Consider the following 19,000-nt stretch of genomic DNA (forward strand, 5'->3'; position numbering starts at 1 on the left):
CTATGGGATTCTTCGACAATATGAATATGCCCGTAACGCCGCCGGATGGTCGGGTGGAAGGTGTGGCCAAAGTAACAGGAAAGGGAAAATACGCCGCGGAATACACCGTTGAAAACGTATGCTACGCGGTATTGGTGGGCAGTACAGTTCCTGCGGGCAGCATCAAAAGCATTGACTTGAGTACCGCGAAGCAGGTGCAGGGCGTGCTGGATATCATCACGCACCAGCATAAGCCTGTGGTGCCGGGTCTTTCAGATGAGAACAAAATTAAAGAGGCCCGTTTCGGACTCCCGGTTTTTCATACCGATAAAATTTATTTCAAGGGGCAACCCATCGCTATGGTGATCGCCGAAACACTGGAAGACGCCACTTATGCCGCTTCGCTGGTTTCCGCACAATACGACACCACTGCCTTTAATATTGATTTCGAAACGGCGCATCCCAACGTGCCCCTTTCTCCGGCCGGAAAGGAGCGCGGCAGTATGGATGCCTGGAAGGATGCACCTTTCACAATAGAATCGGAATACAACATTGCACATGAAGTGCACAATCCCATGGAAATGCACGCCACCATTGCACATTGGGTTTCCGACAACAGACTAAAACTGTACGATAAAAACCAGGGGGTGAACAATGTGCAGCGCACCTTCTCCCGGTTATGGAGTATTCCTTCCGAGAACATCGAGGTGTTCAGTGAATTCGTGGGTGGGGGCTTCGGCTCCGGCCTACGGGTATGGCCACACGCACTGGCTGCCGTTATGGGGGCAAAGCAGGTGAACCGTCCCGTGAAGCTGATGCTCACCAGGCCGCAGATGTTCATGGCCGTGGGTTATAGGCCCGCTTCCTGGCAATGGATAAAGATCGGTGCCACTGCCGATGGACAATTTACAGGTGTTCACCACCAGGCCAAACACAGTACTTCGGTGTATGAAAATTTCGGTGATGGCATTACCCGTGTTACCCGGTTGATCTATAGCTTTCCCAACCTCAAAACGGAAGCATCTATTGTGCCCCTGAACATGAGTACGCCCACCTGGATGCGAGGTCCTGGAGATTGTACCGGCGATTTCGCGGTGGAGAGCGCCATCGATGAACTGAGCTACAAACTGAAGATGGACCCGGTAGCATTAAGGCTGAAAAACCTTGCCATCGAAAAGGATCCTGAAAGCGGCAAGCCCTGGTCCACCAACTTCCTCAACGAATGTGTGGAAAGAGGGGCCGCGAAAATTCAATGGAAAAACCGGAAACCTGTTCCCGGCCAGTTGTCTGAAGGCGATTGGAAGATCGGCTACGGCATGGCGGTGGGTATGTGGAACGCGGGTCGTGGCAACGCGGGTGCGGGCATTGTGATGGAGAAGAACGGTACCATTACCGTGCAGACGGCCATGACCGATATCGGCACAGGCACAGGTACCGCCATGCAGAACATCGCGCATGAAAGCACCGGCATCACTAAAAACAAGATCAAAATAGAACTGGGCAATTCTAATTTGCCCGCCGCCCCCAGTCAGGGCGGCAGTACGGGACTATCCTCTATCAGTGGTGCGGTGGTGGCTACCTGCAACGCGCTCAAAAGCAAGCTGGCTTCCTATGCCGCTTTGCAGAACGATGCCTACAAACAAGTAAAGCCGGAAGAGGTGTTGCTTTCCGATACGGGCATATCCTTAAAAACTCCGGGCAACCAGGCCATTTCTTATGCGGAACTCTGGGAGAAGAACAACCTCTCTGTAGTTGAGGTGGAAGCGAGTTCAGGCCCCGGTGCGGAGCGGCAGCAGTATGCTTTCTGTTCCTCCGCGGCACATTTCTGCAAAGTACGTGTGCACACGAAAACCGGGAAAGTGAAAATAGAAAGAATGATTTGTGTGGCCGATGGCGGAAAAATAGTAAGCGAGAAAGCGGCTGCCAACCAGATGTCGGGCGCCGCCGTAGGCGGTATTGGCATGGCGCTGATGGAAGAACAGGCCGTGGACCTGAAAACAGGCAGCCTGGTGGGCAACGACCTTGCGGGATATCATTTCGCGGTGAATGCCGATGCGCCAGTTATTGAAGTAGAATTTATTGGTAAACCCGATCCGAACATCAATCCTTCCGGTTCAAAGGGGCTGGGAGAAGTGGGTATTATCGGGTGTGCGGCAGCGATAGCTAACGCTATTTACAATGCTACCGGCAGAAGGCTTCGGGATTTGCCGATGACGCCGGATAAGGTGTTGCTGGCGAAGGTTTCGGGGTAGTATTTTCTGGTGGAGGCGGTAAGAGAGATTTCACGCAAAGGGCGCAAAGGAGCAAGGGCGCAAAGCATTGTTTGTGTTTGGGGAGTTTCTGTTGGGGATTGACGTGAGTATTTTTATTTCACGCAACGACGCAAAGGCGCAACGTTAGCGCTTGAGTGAATTTCCTGACAATGATATGCAATAAGAGAGGGTGTATCAAAAGTGCGATACACCCTCTTTTTATTAGGGTCCCTGATGGAGACAATTTTCGCTTATGCTCTTCTCAGATGCTTCATTTGATCTTTGGGACAGCCTCTCTTATCATTCTGGTCATTGATGAAGATAATTTTCGTCTGTACGATTCTTAAGCCATTCTACCTCAGGTTACATTTTAAATGTACATCCTGAAAACAAAGCAATGTTGAAATCAAACAAGGCGTTGCGTCGCCGCGTCGTTGCGAGAAATCCTTCCTCAGCAACCCGCACCTCAACCGCCCCTTGCGTCCTTGCTCCTTTGCGTCCTTTGCGTGAAACCTACTCCTCCCACACTTTTGCGTGAAATAAAACCTATTTCTTATTCTTCCGCGTCAGCAGAATCTCCATCGTTTTATACTGCTCTCCCGTTTTGGAATCCGGCCCGAACATCTCCATTTTGGCCGTGTTGGCATCCATGAAAGTGAAGATCTCTTTCATCTCGCATTCCATTCCGTTTGAGGGGCTGACCATGGTACCATAATAGGTGATGGCGTTGGTGGTGGAATCCCAGGTGCCTTCCATCTTCATCATGCCGGTACCCATGTTGTCGAACCAGGTGCTGAAGAACTTTTTGAGGTGGTTGTCGTAGCCGCCGATGGACATGCCTTCAAACGGCATTCCCATAAAATCGCCTTTATAGGTGCCCATTTGGTAGCGTCCGCCGAGGATCATTTTGTTGGTCATGGTAGAGGTACTGGTGGCGGGCGGAGCGTCTTTGCTCATCCACATCGTGTTCTGGCCAATCCATTCGCCATCGTCTTTCGCGAGCATGGCGTGGGCCGAACCGGGCGTGGAGTAGTCCATCCAGGCTTTCATTTCAGTGGCGGAATCAACGGCTATCCAGGCTTTTTTTTCTGTGGATGAAGTGGTGGAATCCGAGGCGGTGGTCTCTTTAGGTGTGTTTTCGGTGTTGTTGCAGGCTGCCAGCAGCAAGGCGGCAGAACAAACGTAGAAGCTGATCTTTTTCATGTTGGAGCATTTTGTATAAAAGTAAATAAAAACGAATGCCCTGTGGATACCACGTTTGTGGTAGGTGGAAGGCCGAAGCTGTTCCTGTTTCAGACCAATCTTTCCAGTACGCCCTTTCTTTTCACGATGTTTTTATAATCCCACTGGATGGTCCTCGCTTTCCCAAGCCAGCGTTTCAGCGCTTTCTTATCTATCTGTGCCACATCGGTATAACGTGCTTCGGCGGCTTTAAAACTCCCTTCCGGCAGTAAACCGGGTTCTTCAAAGGATTGTCCGCTCCAGAACAGCAGGCGGATACAGTTTTTCAATTTGCTGTAACCCGCCACGGGGTTACCGTTGAGGAACCAGACAGGGTGCCGGTGCCATATCTTGCTTTCCGCTTCCGGGAGCTGGCGGTCGATCTCTTCGGCCAGGGCCGTACAAATCTGTTCGTCTTCCGGAAGCTGCGCGGCGTTATACAATGCGATGTCCTGGTGCATGTGGAAAAGCTTGTCCTTTAAAGTTAGGGATTATTTCAGGCTGGAAACAGGCTACGTGGTGGGGAATTTCAACCTTCTCATCGGGAATTTCCGCTTTTCGTAACCGTTCTACCCGATTATCAGGCTAATTTTGCGGCTCAGACAATAATAATTAACAGGCTGCCGCGCGAAGGGTTTCTGCCCAATCAGCGTCTGGTAGTACAATCAGCATAATATGAAGTACGCGATCCTGGGATTGATGCTCGCTGTAAGCGGTGGCATCAGGGCACAACAAAATGTTTTTCTGGACCAGTCTTACTGGCAATCGGCCACTATTGAAAAAATTAAGGCCGATATCGCGAAAGGGAACAGTCCTTCCGCTTACAATGCGGGCAACTTTGATCCCGTGGTGATGGCCATTAACGGAGGGGCCTCCAACGAAGCAGTGAAGTTCCTGCTCTCCCAGGATGGAAATGATGTGAACAAACTCACCCACGACGGGCGTACTTATATCTTTTGGGCCGCCTCCAAAGGAAATACCGAACTGATGGAGTACCTGGTGTCGAAAGGAGCAAAGCTGAAAATGGAAGACAACCACGGGTACACCCCGCTCAATTTCGCCGCCAATGGCGGACAGAAGAATACTCAGGTATATGATATCTGCCTGAAAGCCGGGGCCGATCTGCAAAAAGACCTTACCCACGACGGTGCCAACGCGCTCCTGCTGGCCATCCCCTCCGATGCCGATGGAACACTCACCGAATATTTCGTTTCCAAAGGACTCAGTCTGAAAAGTACCGATGCCAACGGCAGCACCGCCTTCGATTATACGGCACGTACCGGGAACATCGAAGGGATGAAAGCGCTCCGCGCGAAAGGTGTACCCTTCACCAACAACGCCATGTTGCTGGCCGCACAGGGTGGCCGCCGCGGCGGAAACAAACTGGAAGTGTTTCAATACCTGGAATCGATCGGTATTCCCGCCACAGTAGTGGGGAAGAATGGCGATAATGTGTTGCATGCTTTGGTGCGTCGCCCGGGGCAGGAAGAGACCATAAAATATTTCCTCTCCAAAGGTGTGAAAGTGGACCAGGCCAATAAAGAAGGCAATACCGTTTTCATGAACGCGGCCGCCTCCAACCGTGACCTTGCCACACTGGAGCTGCTCCGTGCGCAGGTGAAAGACATCAACAAAGCCAATGCTGAAGGTGCCACCGCGCTTACCATGGCGGTACGCGATAATTCACCCGAAGTGGTGCAGTACCTTATTGAAAAAGGAGCCAATGTGAATGTGGTGAACAAAAAAGGCGAAAACCTTACCGCGTTTCTGTTTGATTCATACAATCCCCGGAACGCGAAAGATTTTGAAGGAAAACTGGATGTGCTGAAAAAAGCGGGACTGGATATTGCCAAACCACTCGAAAACGGCAACACGCTTTACCACCTGGCCACGGCAAAAAATGATGTGGCGCTGCTGAAAATGGTGGTCGCCTATAACGTGGATGTAAATGCGAAGAACAAAGAAGGCTATACTGCTTTGCACAAAGCGGCCATGATTGCTAAAGATGATGCCGTGCTGAAATACCTGCTTTCCATCGGTGCTAAAAAAGAAGTGAAAACAGGCTTCGATGAAACCGCTTTTGATCTTGCGGGAGAAAACGAGAACTTCGCACGTCAGAACCTATCTATTGATTTTCTAAAATAACCATATGGCTCAGTTGAAAAAGGCGCTGGTAGCGGTATTTGTAATTTGTATCCTTAGTCCGGCAATCTCTTTTGGTCAGAACGCGAAGTACAAGTGTATGGTGCAGATGACGAACTACATGGGTGAAGGCGCCTATATCGTGGTGTCACTCATCAATCCAAAAGGTGGGTACGATAAAACATTGTATGTGATGGGCTCCGATAAGAAGTGGTATCCTGATCTTAAAGAATGGCACAAGGCGATGGGCAAGAAACCCGAAAACCTGAGCGCTGTTACGGGCGCTTCCGTTGCCGGTGGCGACAGAAGCGTGGTGAACCTCGAACTGGAGAAAGCAAAACTCAACGCGGGATATAAACTCCGTTTTGAAACGGCGGTAGAGGACAAACAGTACCACCTGAAAGACGTGGAGATTCCCCTTACCACCGAAGGACTGGCTGCTAAAACGGAAGGTACGGGCTATATCCGCTACGTTCGTTTCAGCGCACTTTAACCGAACGATCTTTTATAATGATCATATCTGTATGGAGATACAGCCACCTCGCACTGGCCGTATCTTCTTTTTTATTGCTCCTCCTCGCCTCCGTTACAGGAATTGTACTGGCTTTCGATCCTTTGACCGATAAGGCCGCCACACACCGTGTGCAGGACCCTTCAACTGTTCGTTTATCCGAAGCCGTTCCCCTGCTGAAAGAAAAGTATGGGGATGTGCATGAACTCCGGATGGAGAAAGGTGCACTCGTGCTGCATTGGACCGATGAAGCCGGTAACGGGGAAAAGTCGTACGTGGATGCCCGTAATGGTAAAGAACTGGGTGCGGTGGAAGAACAATCTTCCTTTTTCCAATGGGTGACCGCTTTGCACCGTTCCCTTTTTTTACATGAAACGGGACGGTTATTGATGGGCATTACCTGCTTTTTGCTAATGCTCATTGTCATCTCAGGGATCATCCTGGTGGTCCAGCGGCAGAAAGGTATCCTTCGTTTTTTCGCAAGGGTAGGGCATGAATCAGGGGCGCAATACTTTCACGTGGTATTTGGCCGGATAGCGCTTTTCCCGATACTGCTCATCGCTTTTACCGGCGCGTATCTTTCAGCGACGGGATTTGGTTGGATCAGGGCGGAAACACCTTCGGTGGAAGTGGATTTCGCTGCCATTAAAGCTGAACCTGAATTGGATTGGAATAGTTTCACAGTTTTTAAAAATCATTCACTCGCCGACCTGCAAACCCTGGAGTTCCCGTTCTCGGAGGATGTGGAAGATTATTTCACGGTAAAGTTCCATGACAGCACCATCGCCATCAACCAGGTGACTGGCGAATTGCTGGCAAAGGCGGAACACAGTTCAGCGGCGAAACTCAACGCCTGGAGCCTCGATTGGCATACGGGCAGATCGGGCGCCGTATGGGCCATCATCCTGGCCATCTCCTGCGGGTATATTTTGTTCTTTATCGGCTCGGGTTTCCTGATCACTTTCCGGAGAAGGGCCAATAAAAAGAAGAATAAGTTCAGGGCCGACGAATGCACCACCGTTATACTGGTGGGTTCCGAGAACGGCAGCACATTGCGTTGCGCTGTTTCGGTTTCCAAACAATTGTCGGCGAAAGGGGAGAAGGTATGGCTCACAGATATGAACAATTATAAGGTGTTCCCGGCCATGCAGCAACTGATCGTTTTCACGAGTACGCATGGCCTGGGCGATCCACCTTCCAATGCTGGAAAGTTCCTTTCACGGCTTCCAAAAATGCCACAACCGCAACACGTAAATTTTACTGTGCTGGCATTTGGTTCGCGCAGTTACGATGATTTTTGCCGCTTTGGTCTTGAAGTAGATGCCGCGTTAAGAAAACAGGAATGGGCACAACCCATAATGGACGTTCATACTGTAAATGACCGTTCCCCTGAAGACTACGCCACCTGGTGCAAACTGTATACAGCGGTTTCCGGGCAATTCATAGAACCGGATGCAAAACTGTTTCCCGCGCACCACCTTCACCTGCCGTCATTTACCGTTGTACAAAAAAGCGACGCGACGGAACCCGACTATGCTTTCGAAATTACCTTACTGCCCAAAAAGAAAATGAAGGTCCGCTCCGGCGACCTGCTGGCCATCTATCCCGCCAATGACCACCGGGAAAGGTTGTATTCGATCGGTATGTTGGGAGATGCCATTCACCTTAGTCTCAAACTGCATCCGGAAGGACTGGGTTCAACATTCCTGCACCAACTCCAGGTGGAGGATACATTGAAGGCGCGTATCGTGGAGAACCGGCATTTCCATTTTCCAGGCGGTAAAAATCCTGTTATCATGATCTCGAACGGAACGGGTATCGCCCCCTTCCTGGGCATGATCGGGGAAAATAAAAAGGGAAGAATAGTGCATCTTTATACCGGGTTCAGGTACAGATATTCGCTTGACCGTTACCGTGAATTATTGTCTGGTTACGAAGCGGGAGGCCGCTTGTCGGGCCTGCATGAAGCCTATTCGAGAGAAGCATCGCGCATGTATGTGACCGATATACTCGCAAGGGACACGGAGGAAATTACGGAACTGCTTCGTGCAGGTGCGGTGGTTATGTTATGCGGTTCCCTGGCCATGCAGAAGGATGTGTGCGCGCTGCTTAGTAATATATGCCGTGAAAAAGGGTTAGGCGACATTTTACTGGAGAAAGGAAGGCTGCTGACCGATTGTTATTGAGCCTGCTTTTAATCGTTATTCTTTACCCGATATGTTTCCAGCGGAATAGTTTCTGAATGAATGAATTTGCCTTTATCGGTGGCCATAATGTAGGTATAGCCCGGAAATTTTTTCAGCAGTTTTTTACCTTTCTTACTGCCCAACACCATAATGGAAGTGCTGAAACCATTCGCCAGTTCCGCACTGGGTCCGAATACGGTTACACTGGATAACCCTGTGGCCGGGTAGCCTGTCGCCGGGTTGATGATGTGCGAATACCGTTTTCCATTGATCTCCGCGAACTTTTCATAACTGCCGGAAGTAACGGCCGCCCCGGATTTTTCGAGTGGAATGATGGCGTACAGGTCACCGCGGTGGAACGGATGCGCAAGCCCGATCATCCAGGGTTTGCCATCGGGTTTTCTGCCCCAGGTATTCATATCGCCCGATCCGTTCACGATACCCGCTTTCACCCCGCGTGCCAGCATCATTTCACGGCACCTGTCTGCCGCGTAACCTTCTCCCAGTGCGCCAAAGCCGATCTTCATTCCTTTTAGCTTCAGGAAGATGGTGGACTGCACGGTGTCAATTTCAATGTTCCGGTAGCTCACTTTGGCCTTCGCTTTTTTCACCGCTGCGCGGGAAGGCATTTCCATTTCGGAGCCATCGAATTTCCAGATTTTTTCCATGGCCGCGAAACTGATATCGAAGGCACCGTTCGTTAGTTTAGATAGTTCCAGCGCCCGTTGTGTGAGGGCGATCACTTCTTGGTCCACTTTCACCGGCGCGATGCCCGCCTGTTGGTTCACGTGTGAAACCTGCGTGGTATCTATCCAGTCCGAGATCAGGTATTCTATCCTTTTTATTTCCGCGATAGCGTCATCAATATGTTTTTCCGCTTTCAGGGAATCTTCCGCTACAATCGTAATGTCGAATCTTGCACCCATCAGCTTTACGGTGCGGCTGCGCAGGGTTTGTGCTTCGGAAATATGGCAGAAGCAAACACCCAGGATCAAAATGAAATATCTCATGGTGCGAAGTTGGGAAGAAAAAACGATCAGTACATGTTTTTAATGAGCCTGCCCAATTTTTTCAGGGCCTGCTCTGTTTTCGGGTTCCAATGTATGCCGTAACTGAGCCGCATGCAATTGTTGAACTGGTTGTGCAGCGTGAACATTCTTCCCGGTGCGATACTGATGTTCTGCTTTAACGCGGCATGGTATACATCCACGGTATCTATTTTCCGGTCGAGTTCCAGCCAGAGGATGAAACCACCGTTGGGACGGCTCACTTTGGTGGTATCGGGGAAATGGTCTCCGATGGCGCTGATGAACCGCAAACTGTTGTGGTGCAGTGTTCTTCTGAGGTTCCGGAGATGGTGTTCATAGCGACCTTTCTCCAGAAAGTTCGCCACTACTTCCTGGGTGATGGTGGTGGAAGAAATGGAATGCGTCATTTTCAGGTGTATGATCTTCTCTTTGAATTTTCCTGGCGCCACCCAGCCCACACGGTAACCCGGCGCCAGCGTTTTGGAAACGGAACCGCACCACAAAACAAGTCCGGCCTCATCAAATGCTTTGCAGGGTTTCGGACGGGAGGCGCCGAAATAAACTTCTCCGTAAAGATCATCCTCAATCAGCGGGATGCCTTTCTCCGCAAGCATGCGCACCACGGCTTTCTTGTTTTCCTCTGGCATACAGGATCCCAGCGGGTTGTTGAAATTGCTGATGAGCAGGCATACATTGATATGGGGCAGCACTTTTTTCAGGGCATCGGGGTCAACGCCGGTGAGCGGGTGCGTGGGCAATTCCAGCACATTCAGTTGGAGGCTCTTCGCGAGTTGAAGGATACCGAAATACACCGGGCTCTCCACCGCGATGGTATCGCCGGGTTTGGTGGTGGCCATCATACAATAGGAGAGCGCGTTCATCGTGCCCGCGGTGGTCACCACTTCTTCATCGGTAAGACTACCACCCCAGGTGAAGGACCAGCGGGCGATGTCGCGACGCAGCTTCAGGTTACCCTGGATGTCTTCATAACCTGTTCCGCCTCCGGGCAAGCTGCGCAAGGCCTCCACAAAGCCTTTGTTCAGTTTGGCCACGGGCAGCAGTTGTTCATCGGGCACGCCAAGCGATAGACGGACTATAGACGGATCGTTCAACGAATGGTACACTTTCCCGATCAGGGCTTCCGTATCGGAGAAGTTCACGGTAGCCGAAGGCGTGCTCATGCCCGGAATGGAAAGTTTTTTCTTGAGCGCAGCACTCACAAAGAACCCGGATTGCGGCCTGGATTCAATCATACCCTTCCGCTCTAGTTCAAGATAGGCTTGCGTTGCGGTGTTCATGCTTACACCCTGTTCGCTGCATACCGTGCGGAGGGAGGGAAGTTTGTCGCCGGGTTTCAATACCTCGTTCCGGATCTGTTTTTCCAGCGCCATGGCGATGCCTTCGTATAAAAGTTCTTTTTTCATATTTTAAACTGTACCCATTAAAAGTAGGAAAATTGTATCTGTTATTGTTTTGATTTTTTGAAGAATTTTGAATTCGGATAAGTACGATAGCTGCCGGGAAAGACTTTATAAATCGAGCATTATGAACAAAGCATTAACGCGTGCGTACCTTGCGCTGGCATTGGTATGTGTGGTTTGGGGCACCACTTATTTCTTCCTCCGGATCGGCGTGGAAACCATTCCCCCGTTTCTATTTTCAGGCGTGCGGCAAATGATCGCGGGCGGACTGCTCATCGCGCTCCTGGTACTCAGTGGTCATTTAAAAGGATTCAACTGGAAGGTGTTGATGCACCAATCCATTCCGGGCATCCTGATGATTTCGTTGGGCAATGGCGTGGTGGGGTGGAGCGAACAGTTCATCCCCAGCGGACTTGCGGCGCTCATCGTTTCTATTATGCCCGTGTATATCGTGTTCATCGCATTTGTTTCCGGGGCCGACCGCCGCGCATTGAATGGCAGTATTCTGTTGGGGTTGTTCCTGGGTTCTTTGGGCATCGTGCTCATGTTCAGCGATAACCTTTCCGACCTTGCCAACCCCAGCTATTTCTCAGGCATGGTAATGGCTTTTATCGCCGCGCTGGCCTGGGCTTCGGGTAGTGTGTACTCCAAATACAGGCCTTCCGGCGCGGGCGCTATGGTGAACGCAGCCGCGCAAATGATTTCCGGCGGCTTCTTCCTGCTGCTGATGAGTTTTTTCCTGGATGATTATTCCAGGCTGGCGCATGTTTCTTCAGAAAGTATCTGGTCGCTCATATATCTTATTGTGGCAGGATCATTGTTAACCTATCCCTGCTTCATTTATGCGCTGGAAAAATTACCGGTAGGACTTTCTTCCATCTATGCCTATATCAATCCCTTCATCGCTTTGTTGCTGGGGTTCTTTTTCCTGGGAGAGAAATTAACCTGGATCACATCGCTCGCCTTGCTGGCCGCGGTGGGCGGCGTGTTCTTCATCAACAGGGGATACCGCGTTCCACGCATTGGAAAGAATAAAATAGCCGTGAGTAAAATCTAATGATATGCAAACTGATCTTACCATAAAAGAAACAATACCAGCCGAATTGGTGCTGGAAGATTTTCAACCTGAATTCGCCATTCATTTTGAACGCCTGAACAAGGCATGGCTGAACAAATATTTTGTAGTGGAACCCATTGATGAATATGTGCTAACGCATCCTGAGGAAGCGATCCTGAACGAAGGTGGCGCGATACTTTTCGCCCGTTACGGGAAAGACATCATCGGAACCGTAGGATTGAAAAACCTGGGAAACCGCATGATGGAGCTCACAAAAATGGCCGTGGATGACAGGTTCCAGGGACTTGGGGCGGGAAAGTTCCTATGCAGAAATGCGATTGAAAAAGCGAGGAACATGAAAGCGGAGAAACTCATATTGTACTCACAAACAAAGTTGGAAACGGCGCTGGCTATTTACCGTAAGCACGGGTTTGTGTACATTCCTTTGGAGCCGGGAAAATATAAAAGAGCGGATGTGATGATGGAATTGGTGTTGTGAAATTGTCTTAACCGAAGCGGGCGTATTTTTTAGATACGCCCGCAAAACCATAGGATAGAACTATTTTATTTTTGAATGATAATTTTACTGTTGTAGAGCATATTTTCCCCATCGTGCAATTGTGCGAAGTACATGCCATTCTTAATACTTTCCGGCAGGGTAACCTGTAGCAAAGCTGCTCCCGCCTGCGTATTCAGTTGTTTTGAGCATATTTTCTTCCCCATAGCATCATAGAGGTTCAGCACCAGGGTTTTATTTTTATCGCTGTTCACCTGCACCTGCATAAGATTTCCCGTAACGGGGTTCGGCGTGATCTGCGCGGATGTACTGCCATCAAGGGATATTTTTACTATTTTGCTGTATTCGAAAGAGCCGTCTGTATCTATGGATTTCAGCCGGTAAAAATTGTTTCCTTTCATGGGTGATGGGTCTGTCCAGCTATAATTGAATTCGTTCAGGCCGTTTGCGACTGCGGGAACCGTTCCCACTTTAATAAACCTGCGACTGTTTTCGCTTCTTTCCACATCATAGGTGAGCACATTACTTTCGTTGAAAGCCGTCCATTTCAGGTCTATTTCATTCTCCCTTTTATTTGCGCGCAGGTTGGCGATATCCACCGGCAGGATGCCGAGGTTCACCATACGCACCACCTGGTTACCGTATTCAACTATATACATGTTGCCCAGCGAATTAAATGCCAGTCCAAAGGGGTTAGACAACTGAGCTGAAGTAGCCAGACCTCCTTCCCCGCAAGGCGCCGCGCCACAACTGCTTTTGGTAATACCTGCGACTGTGGTAATGATTCCGGTAGCTTTATCAATTTTTCTTATGGCGGCATTGGAAGCGTCAGCCACGTAAAGGTTATCATCAGGGCCAACACGCAGTGAGAAGGGGGAGGTATGCCGGGCTGCTGTTGCCAGTCCGCCATCACCACAGGGTGAAGTACTGCAACTCGACCGTAGAACACCGGAATAGGTGGATATAATGCCTGTGGTCATGTTGATTTTCCTGACGGAGTGGTTATTGTATTCCGCGACATATAAGTTACCTTCGGAGTCAAAATCCAGCCCGGAAGGGCCACTTAATTGCGCCGATGTGGCGGCGCCTCCGTCTCCGCAAGGGGCTGTTGCACAGGAAGATTTCGTTGTGCCCGCCACTGTGGTAATAATCCCGGTTGTCTTATCCACTTTCCGGATCACATGGTTACCGTAATCGGCGATGAACATGTTTCCATTGGCGTCGAATGCTACCCCTATAGGGCTGTTCAATTGCGCCGAGGTGGCCAGTCCGCCATTCCCGCAGGGAGCGGAGGCACAGGAGCTTCTTAGTGTGCCAGCAACTGTGGTAATGATTCCAGTGTTTTTATCGATTTTTCTTATGGCATGGTTACTGAAATCTGCTATATAAATATTTCCATCGCCATCTAATGCAATCCCTCTTGGCCCGTTCAGTCGTGCGGCGGTGGCCAGCCCGCCATCACCACAAGGCGCCTCTGTGCAGTTTGTTCTTTGCTGGCCTGCAATGGTAGTAATGATGCCTGTAGCGTAATTAATTTTTCGAATAACATGGTTACTGTATTCCGCGATGTAAATGTTGTTGTCGGCATCTATTGCAATGGCATTGGGGCTATAAAGTTTGGCATCCGTAGCGAGCCCTCCATCGCCACAAGGTGCGGTTGAGCAGGATGTCCTCATCGTTCCGGCAACTGTAGTAATGATCTGTGCATAAGGTTTGTAATAAAAAAGCAGTACGCATAAAACTGCCACAAGCATTTTGCTTTTGCATGTAAAGTTGTTCATTCGGTTGGGTTTAGTTATTTCTATGGTTTGATTTACAGCAACTACCGAATAAACTATGGTTGATTTTGTCTATTGTATATTAGGTAAATATATTCGCTTAAATAAGTGTTTTTTCTTATTAAAATTTAATGGGTAACGTTAAAGAGCAAACGTTCTAAACAAATTGGCTGATGGAAGATATAAAAAAAGCGTACCATTTCTGATACGCCTTGTTTCTAAACTAAGATTAAGCGGGATTACACCGGAACCACCAGCCTGAACCCATTTCCATGGATGTTCACGATTTCAATATTGCTGTCGTCCTTCAGGTATTTCCTGAGTTTGGCGATATACACATCCATACTCCTGCCGTTAAAATAAGTATCGCTGCCCCATATTTTCTTAAGTGCCTGTTCGCGTGGGAGCAAGTCGTTTTTGTGTTCGGCAAGCATTTTCAGCAATTCGTTTTCTTTGGGAGAAAGCGTTTGCATGATGCCGTTATGACTCAATTCCCTGAGTTTTGGGTTGAAATGATAGCTGCCGAGGTCGAACTCCTGGTTCTCGTTCTCTTTGGTTACTTCCTCGTTTCTTTTGAGGATCGCCTTTATTTTAAGCAGCAGTACTTCGCTGTCGAAGGGCTTCGTAATATAATCATCGGCACCGAGTTTGTACCCGTTGATGATGTCTTCTTTCATGGTCTTCGCGGAGAGGAAGAACAGGGGAATATCGGGGTCCACATCGCGGATTTCTTCGGCGAGGGTGAAGCCGTCCATGTTCGGCATCATCACATCCAGGAGGCAGAGGTCAAACTTCTCCCTGCGGAAAGCCGCCAGTCCGAGGATGCCATCTCTTTCCAGGATCACTTCGTAATCGTTCAGTTCGAGGTAATTCTTCAGTACCATTCCCAGGTTGGTATCGTCTTCAACCAATAAAATCTTGCCCTTGGTTCCTTCCATAATATGATGATGTTTTAACTGTTACAAATAAAGTTAATTCATTTTTTTACAAGCACGGCAGGCGGATAATGTTTTGTTAAGAGTTGGCTGAAACCTTAACTTGGTGGAAAATAAGTATCTATGTCGAAAAAGGAAGCTTTTTTGCAGTCCATACAACAGGGATATACTTTTAAGGGGGAATTCGTTCCCATTGGCGCGGGGATGTTTGAAGGAGAAGTGGTGCCGGGCGCAACGATCAATCTCCCGTTGAAAACACTGAACCGTCACGGACTGATCGCCGGCGCAACGGGAACAGGGAAAACAAAGACCCTCCAGGTGCTGGCCGAAGCGTTAAGTGACGCGAGTGTACCCGTTTTGCTGATGGACATTAAAGGCGACCTAAGTGGTATTGCCGCCGCCGGAACCAGCAACGCGAAAATCGAAGAAAGACACCAGAAGATCAATATTCCCTACAAGCCCACGGCTTTCCCGGTTGAATTGCTTACACTCAGCGAACAAAAAGGCGCCAGGCTCCGGGCCACGGTCAGCGAATTCGGCCCCGTACTATTGAGTAAAATATTGGGTTTGAACGATACCCAGGGTGGCCTCGTGGCCATGATCTTCAAATACTGTGACGACCATAAACTCCCGTTGCTCGACCTGAAAGATTTTATCAAAGTACTCCAGTACATCGGCAACGAGGGTAAGGCTGAACTTGAAAAAGAGTACGGAAAAATATCCACTACTTCCACCGGCACCATCCTCCGGAAGGTGGTGGAGTTGCAACAACAGGGCGCAGATATTTTCTTCGGCGAAAAAAGCTTCGAAGTCGACGATCTGATGCGCATCTCCGATGATGGCCGCGGGGTGATCAGTGTTTTGCGGGTAACCGATCTCCAGGACCGGCCCAAGTTGTTCTCCACGTTCATGCTGCAACTGCTCGCGGAACTGTATGCCTCCAGTCCGGAGGAAGGGGATCTCGATAAACCCAAACTGGTGCTGTTCATCGATGAGGCCCATCTTATTTTCCAGGAAGCGAGCGACGCCTTGTTGCAGCAAATCGAGACCATCATCAAACTGATCCGCTCCAAAGGCATCGGTATCTTCTTTTGCACGCAGAACCCGATGGATGTGCCTCCGGCTGTACTCTCCCAACTGGGTTTAAAGGTACAGCATGCCCTGCGGGCCTTCACGGCCGCCGACCGGAAAGTGATCAAACAAACCGCGGAAAACTATCCTACGACCGAGTTTTATAAAACCGATGAAGTCCTCACCCAGATAGGGATTGGTGAAGCGCTTATCACCGTGCTCAATGAAAAGGGTATCCCCACGCCGTTGGCGCATATCATGCTCTCCGCTCCACGGAGCAGGATGGATGTGCTTACGGAGGCTGAAATTGACGCAGTGGTAAGTAAATCGAAACTGGCCGCCAAATACAACCAGGTGATCGATTCCGAAAGCGCTTACGAATTGCTTACCGAAAAGCTGAATGAAGCGGCGGAAAAGTCTGCGGAAATGGAAACCGAAAAGAAAACCTCCAAACGAAAAGCTGAACCCAAAGAGGAGAGTATTTTTGATAACCCTACGGTAAAGCAGGTGGGCAGAACGGCGGCGAGCATCATCACCCGCACGCTGCTGGGCGCGCTGGGATTGGGGGGCAGAAGTTCTTCTAAAAAGAAGAGCTGGTTCTGAGCATATTTATTTCAACTGAACATAGCCATCGGGTGTAAGGCGTATCAGCAGTTCTGATTCGAGGCACCGGATGGCGCTTTCAGCGGCGCGTTCTCCAAATCGCGCTTCCAATTTCCTCAGGCATTCCTGCAACAACAATGGTTCCTTCCTCAACTCCGCCATAAGGTATTGCTCCGCCGTGATTGCCACGGAAGGTTGTTCCTTTTTCTTCGCGATACAATTGTCGCAGATACCACATGCCGTAATGGTATCATCCCCGAAATAAACTCCTATTGAAACCGCCCTGCAGGTTTGTTTCCCTATTGTGAACGCGATCATTTCGGTTATTCTTCTCCGGTATGTTTCCTTTCTTTCGAAGTGCCGGGCCGCATTCAGCCTGAATTGTTCCACTGGTACCCGGTTTTTCAGAAAGAACACCTGTGGCATTTCAGGCGCGGGTTCATATTTCACGACGCCGGCGGAATGCAGGCGTTCCAGCTTTTGCACCAGTTCCTCCAAAGGCAGTTCACACAACTTTGCCAGTTTTTTTTCCCTGATCGTTACCTGGTGGTCGAATATGCCCTCATAGTTCCGGAGCAGGGCCAGCATCACTTCGTTCCATTCCGGTTTCGTTTCCTGCACTTCACGCAGATAGCTCCGGGTGCAGATGAAACCCAGTTTGGAGGGCCTGCCTGTTTTTTCATTCAGTTGAATCCAGCCGTCCTGTGCCAGTGCCTGCAAGGCATGCGCCGTTGTTTGCGGCGACAGAGAGAAGCGTTCCGTAAATGCTGCCAGGTCGAAATCATAATACTTCCCTTCTCCGCTGCCTGCCGGAATCTGGAGGTAGTTGACCAATGCGCGGTACACTTCGGTGATCGTTGATTCCGGTGGGTAACGGATATCGGGTTGCGCTTCCAGGTCGCTGATGTCTTTGGCGTTGTACAACAGCGCGGCGTATGCGCGTTGAAGGTCCCTGCCCGCTCTTCCGGCTTCCTGGTAATAATTCTCCAGGGTGTCCGGTACATCATAATGCACCACGATGCGCACATCTGGTTTGTCAATGCCCATCCCGAAGGCATTGGTGCACACCATAATCCTTGTTTTCCCGGCGATCCAGTCCTCTTGTTTGGTACTGCGCTCGTCGGCAGACAATCCCGCATGGTAAAAGTCTACGGAAATAGATTGCTGCTGTAACAGCAGCGCGATATCCTTTGTCCTTTTCCTGCTTTTACAGTATACGATACCTGATCCCGGAACTTTGTTCAGGATATGCACCAGTTCCGGCAACTTGGCATAGGTTTCCTTCACGCTGTACGAGAGGTTCGGCCTGGCGAAAGAGGTTTGAAAAACAGCCTCTTTCCTGAACATCAGTTTCTCACAAATATCCGTTTGCACTTCCGGCGTAGCCGAAGCCGTTAGTGCCAGTATGGGTGCTTCGGGGATCATTTCCCTGATTTCCGCTATCTGGAGGTAAGGCGGCCGGAAATCATATCCCCATTGCGAGATGCAATGCGCCTCATCCACCGCGATCAACCGGATGGGGAGGGCAGGAAGGTATTCCCTGAACAACGCGGTGGTTAATCGTTCGGGGGATACGTACAAAAACTTACAATTGGAATGTACGGCCAATTCCAGTGTTTTAATTACTTCCTGGAACTCCATACCACTCACAATGGCAAAAGCGGTGATGCCTCTTTTCCGGAGATTGCTCACCTGGTCTTTCATGAGGGCAATCAGCGGACTCACCACCAGGCACAATCCATCCATTGCCATGGCCGGTACCTGGAAGCAGATGGATTTTCCACCACCTGTGGGCAGCAGGGCAAGCGCATCTCCACCGGCCAGTATATGGCGGATAATGGCTTCCTGTTGCGGGCGGAAGGTATCGTAACCCCAGTGCTTTTTGAGTATCTCGTGGATGTCGGGAGGCATCGGGATCAAAATTAGGGTATTTGTTTTGGGATTGCGGAGAGTGTTTTCACGGAAGGGAATACGTTTTTTCACGCGATTGCTTCGTACCTCGCAACGCAAGGAGGCAAGGGACGCAAGGCGTTAGTTTGTTGGCTGGGGATTATTCTTTTAGGATGATTTTTTTATTTCACGCTACGACGCGGCGACGCGACGGGCTGTTTTATGCGGGAAGGCTGGTTATTATTTGATATTCCTCTTTTGTTGGGATGATTCTAAAGTAGGATAACTGCGCCGGGAATCGGACGAATGCAAACAGTTTCTATCCTTGCTGGTAAGAATAAATACGAACAGAAATCAATCAACAGCAAAATAAGTCGGGGTCTAACGTTGCGTCTCCGCGTCGTGGCGA

General features: G+C 49.8%; 14 protein-coding genes. 7 read left to right on the plus strand and 7 right to left on the minus strand.

Translation table 11 applies throughout. The features are described 5' to 3' along the window. Positions 1-2: 2 nt before the first annotated feature. Positions 3-2,231: a xanthine dehydrogenase family protein molybdopterin-binding subunit gene (locus M4J38_RS14270; protein WP_251760312.1), complete on the plus strand. Its 2,229-nt coding sequence runs from the start codon at positions 3-5 to the stop codon at positions 2,229-2,231. A gap of 546 nt (positions 2,232-2,777) precedes the next feature. On the opposite strand, the gene M4J38_RS14275 is transcribed toward M4J38_RS14270, so the two are convergent. Both M4J38_RS14275 and M4J38_RS14280 read right to left on the minus strand, forming a co-directional pair. After that, complete coding sequence (locus M4J38_RS14275) at positions 2,778-3,434, minus strand: DUF1579 domain-containing protein (protein WP_251760313.1); 657 nt, start codon at positions 3,432-3,434, stop codon at positions 2,778-2,780. Positions 3,435-3,523: 89 nt separating this feature from the next. Continuing rightward, positions 3,524-3,913: a DUF1801 domain-containing protein gene (locus tag M4J38_RS14280; RefSeq protein WP_251760314.1), complete on the minus strand. Its 390-nt coding sequence runs from the start codon at positions 3,911-3,913 to the stop codon at positions 3,524-3,526. A 214-nt stretch (positions 3,914-4,127) separates the two neighbouring features. On the opposite strand from M4J38_RS14280, the gene M4J38_RS14285 reads away from it, so the two are divergent. The 3 genes from M4J38_RS14285 to M4J38_RS14295 are packed head-to-tail and all read left to right on the plus strand — an operon-like array spanning position 4,128 to position 8,291. Then, complete coding sequence (locus M4J38_RS14285; RefSeq protein WP_251760315.1) at positions 4,128-5,597, plus strand: ankyrin repeat domain-containing protein; 1,470 nt, start codon at positions 4,128-4,130, stop codon at positions 5,595-5,597. A 4-nt stretch (positions 5,598-5,601) separates the two neighbouring features. Beyond that, positions 5,602-6,087, plus strand: coding sequence for a DUF2271 domain-containing protein (locus M4J38_RS14290; RefSeq protein WP_251760316.1), 486 nt, complete (start codon positions 5,602-5,604; stop codon positions 6,085-6,087). A gap of 17 nt (positions 6,088-6,104) precedes the next feature. Continuing rightward, on the plus strand, positions 6,105-8,291 hold the full coding sequence (locus tag M4J38_RS14295; RefSeq protein WP_251760317.1) for a PepSY domain-containing protein: 2,187 nt from the start codon (positions 6,105-6,107) through the stop codon (positions 8,289-8,291). 8 nt (positions 8,292-8,299) lie between these two features. Here M4J38_RS14295 and M4J38_RS14300 read toward each other — a convergent pair whose 3' ends face one another. Beyond that, positions 8,300-9,301, minus strand: a complete 1,002-nt coding sequence (locus tag M4J38_RS14300) for an FAD:protein FMN transferase (RefSeq protein WP_251760318.1) — start codon at positions 9,299-9,301, stop codon at positions 8,300-8,302. Between the two features lie 26 nt (positions 9,302-9,327). Further along, complete coding sequence (locus tag M4J38_RS14305; RefSeq protein WP_251760319.1) at positions 9,328-10,743, minus strand: PLP-dependent aminotransferase family protein; 1,416 nt, start codon at positions 10,741-10,743, stop codon at positions 9,328-9,330. 121 nt (positions 10,744-10,864) lie between these two features. Between M4J38_RS14305 and M4J38_RS14310 the strand changes: the two genes are divergently transcribed. Together M4J38_RS14310 and M4J38_RS14315 are read left to right on the plus strand one after the other, a co-directional pair. Continuing rightward, the gene (locus M4J38_RS14310) at positions 10,865-11,797 is read left to right on the plus strand and encodes an EamA family transporter (protein WP_251760320.1); all 933 of its coding nucleotides are present in this window, start codon (positions 10,865-10,867) and stop codon (positions 11,795-11,797) included. A gap of 4 nt (positions 11,798-11,801) precedes the next feature. After that, positions 11,802-12,296 (plus strand): GNAT family N-acetyltransferase, encoded by a 495-nt coding sequence (locus tag M4J38_RS14315; protein ID WP_251760321.1) that lies wholly within the window; start codon positions 11,802-11,804, stop codon positions 12,294-12,296. A 65-nt stretch (positions 12,297-12,361) separates the two neighbouring features. On the opposite strand, the gene M4J38_RS19755 is transcribed toward M4J38_RS14315, so the two are convergent. After that, on the minus strand, positions 12,362-14,062 hold the full coding sequence (locus M4J38_RS19755) for a T9SS type A sorting domain-containing protein (protein WP_251760322.1): 1,701 nt from the start codon (positions 14,060-14,062) through the stop codon (positions 12,362-12,364). A 269-nt stretch (positions 14,063-14,331) separates the two neighbouring features. Then, positions 14,332-15,030 (minus strand): response regulator transcription factor, encoded by a 699-nt coding sequence (locus tag M4J38_RS14325; RefSeq protein ID WP_251760323.1) that lies wholly within the window; start codon positions 15,028-15,030, stop codon positions 14,332-14,334. Between the two features lie 120 nt (positions 15,031-15,150). Here M4J38_RS14325 and M4J38_RS14330 point away from each other — a divergent pair, with 120 nt between their 5' ends. Further along, positions 15,151-16,701 (plus strand): helicase HerA-like domain-containing protein, encoded by a 1,551-nt coding sequence (locus M4J38_RS14330; protein ID WP_251760324.1) that lies wholly within the window; start codon positions 15,151-15,153, stop codon positions 16,699-16,701. A 6-nt stretch (positions 16,702-16,707) separates the two neighbouring features. Here M4J38_RS14330 and M4J38_RS14335 read toward each other — a convergent pair whose 3' ends face one another. Then, positions 16,708-18,612 carry an ATP-dependent DNA helicase RecQ gene (locus M4J38_RS14335; RefSeq protein WP_251760325.1) on the minus strand — a complete coding sequence of 635 codons (1,905 nt, stop codon included), beginning with the start codon at positions 18,610-18,612 and terminating at the stop codon, positions 16,708-16,710. Positions 18,613-19,000: the final 388 nt, after the last annotated feature.

It is taken from the genome of Parasegetibacter sp. NRK P23, assembly GCF_023721715.1.
Taxonomy (GTDB): domain Bacteria; phylum Bacteroidota; class Bacteroidia; order Chitinophagales; family Chitinophagaceae; genus Parasegetibacter.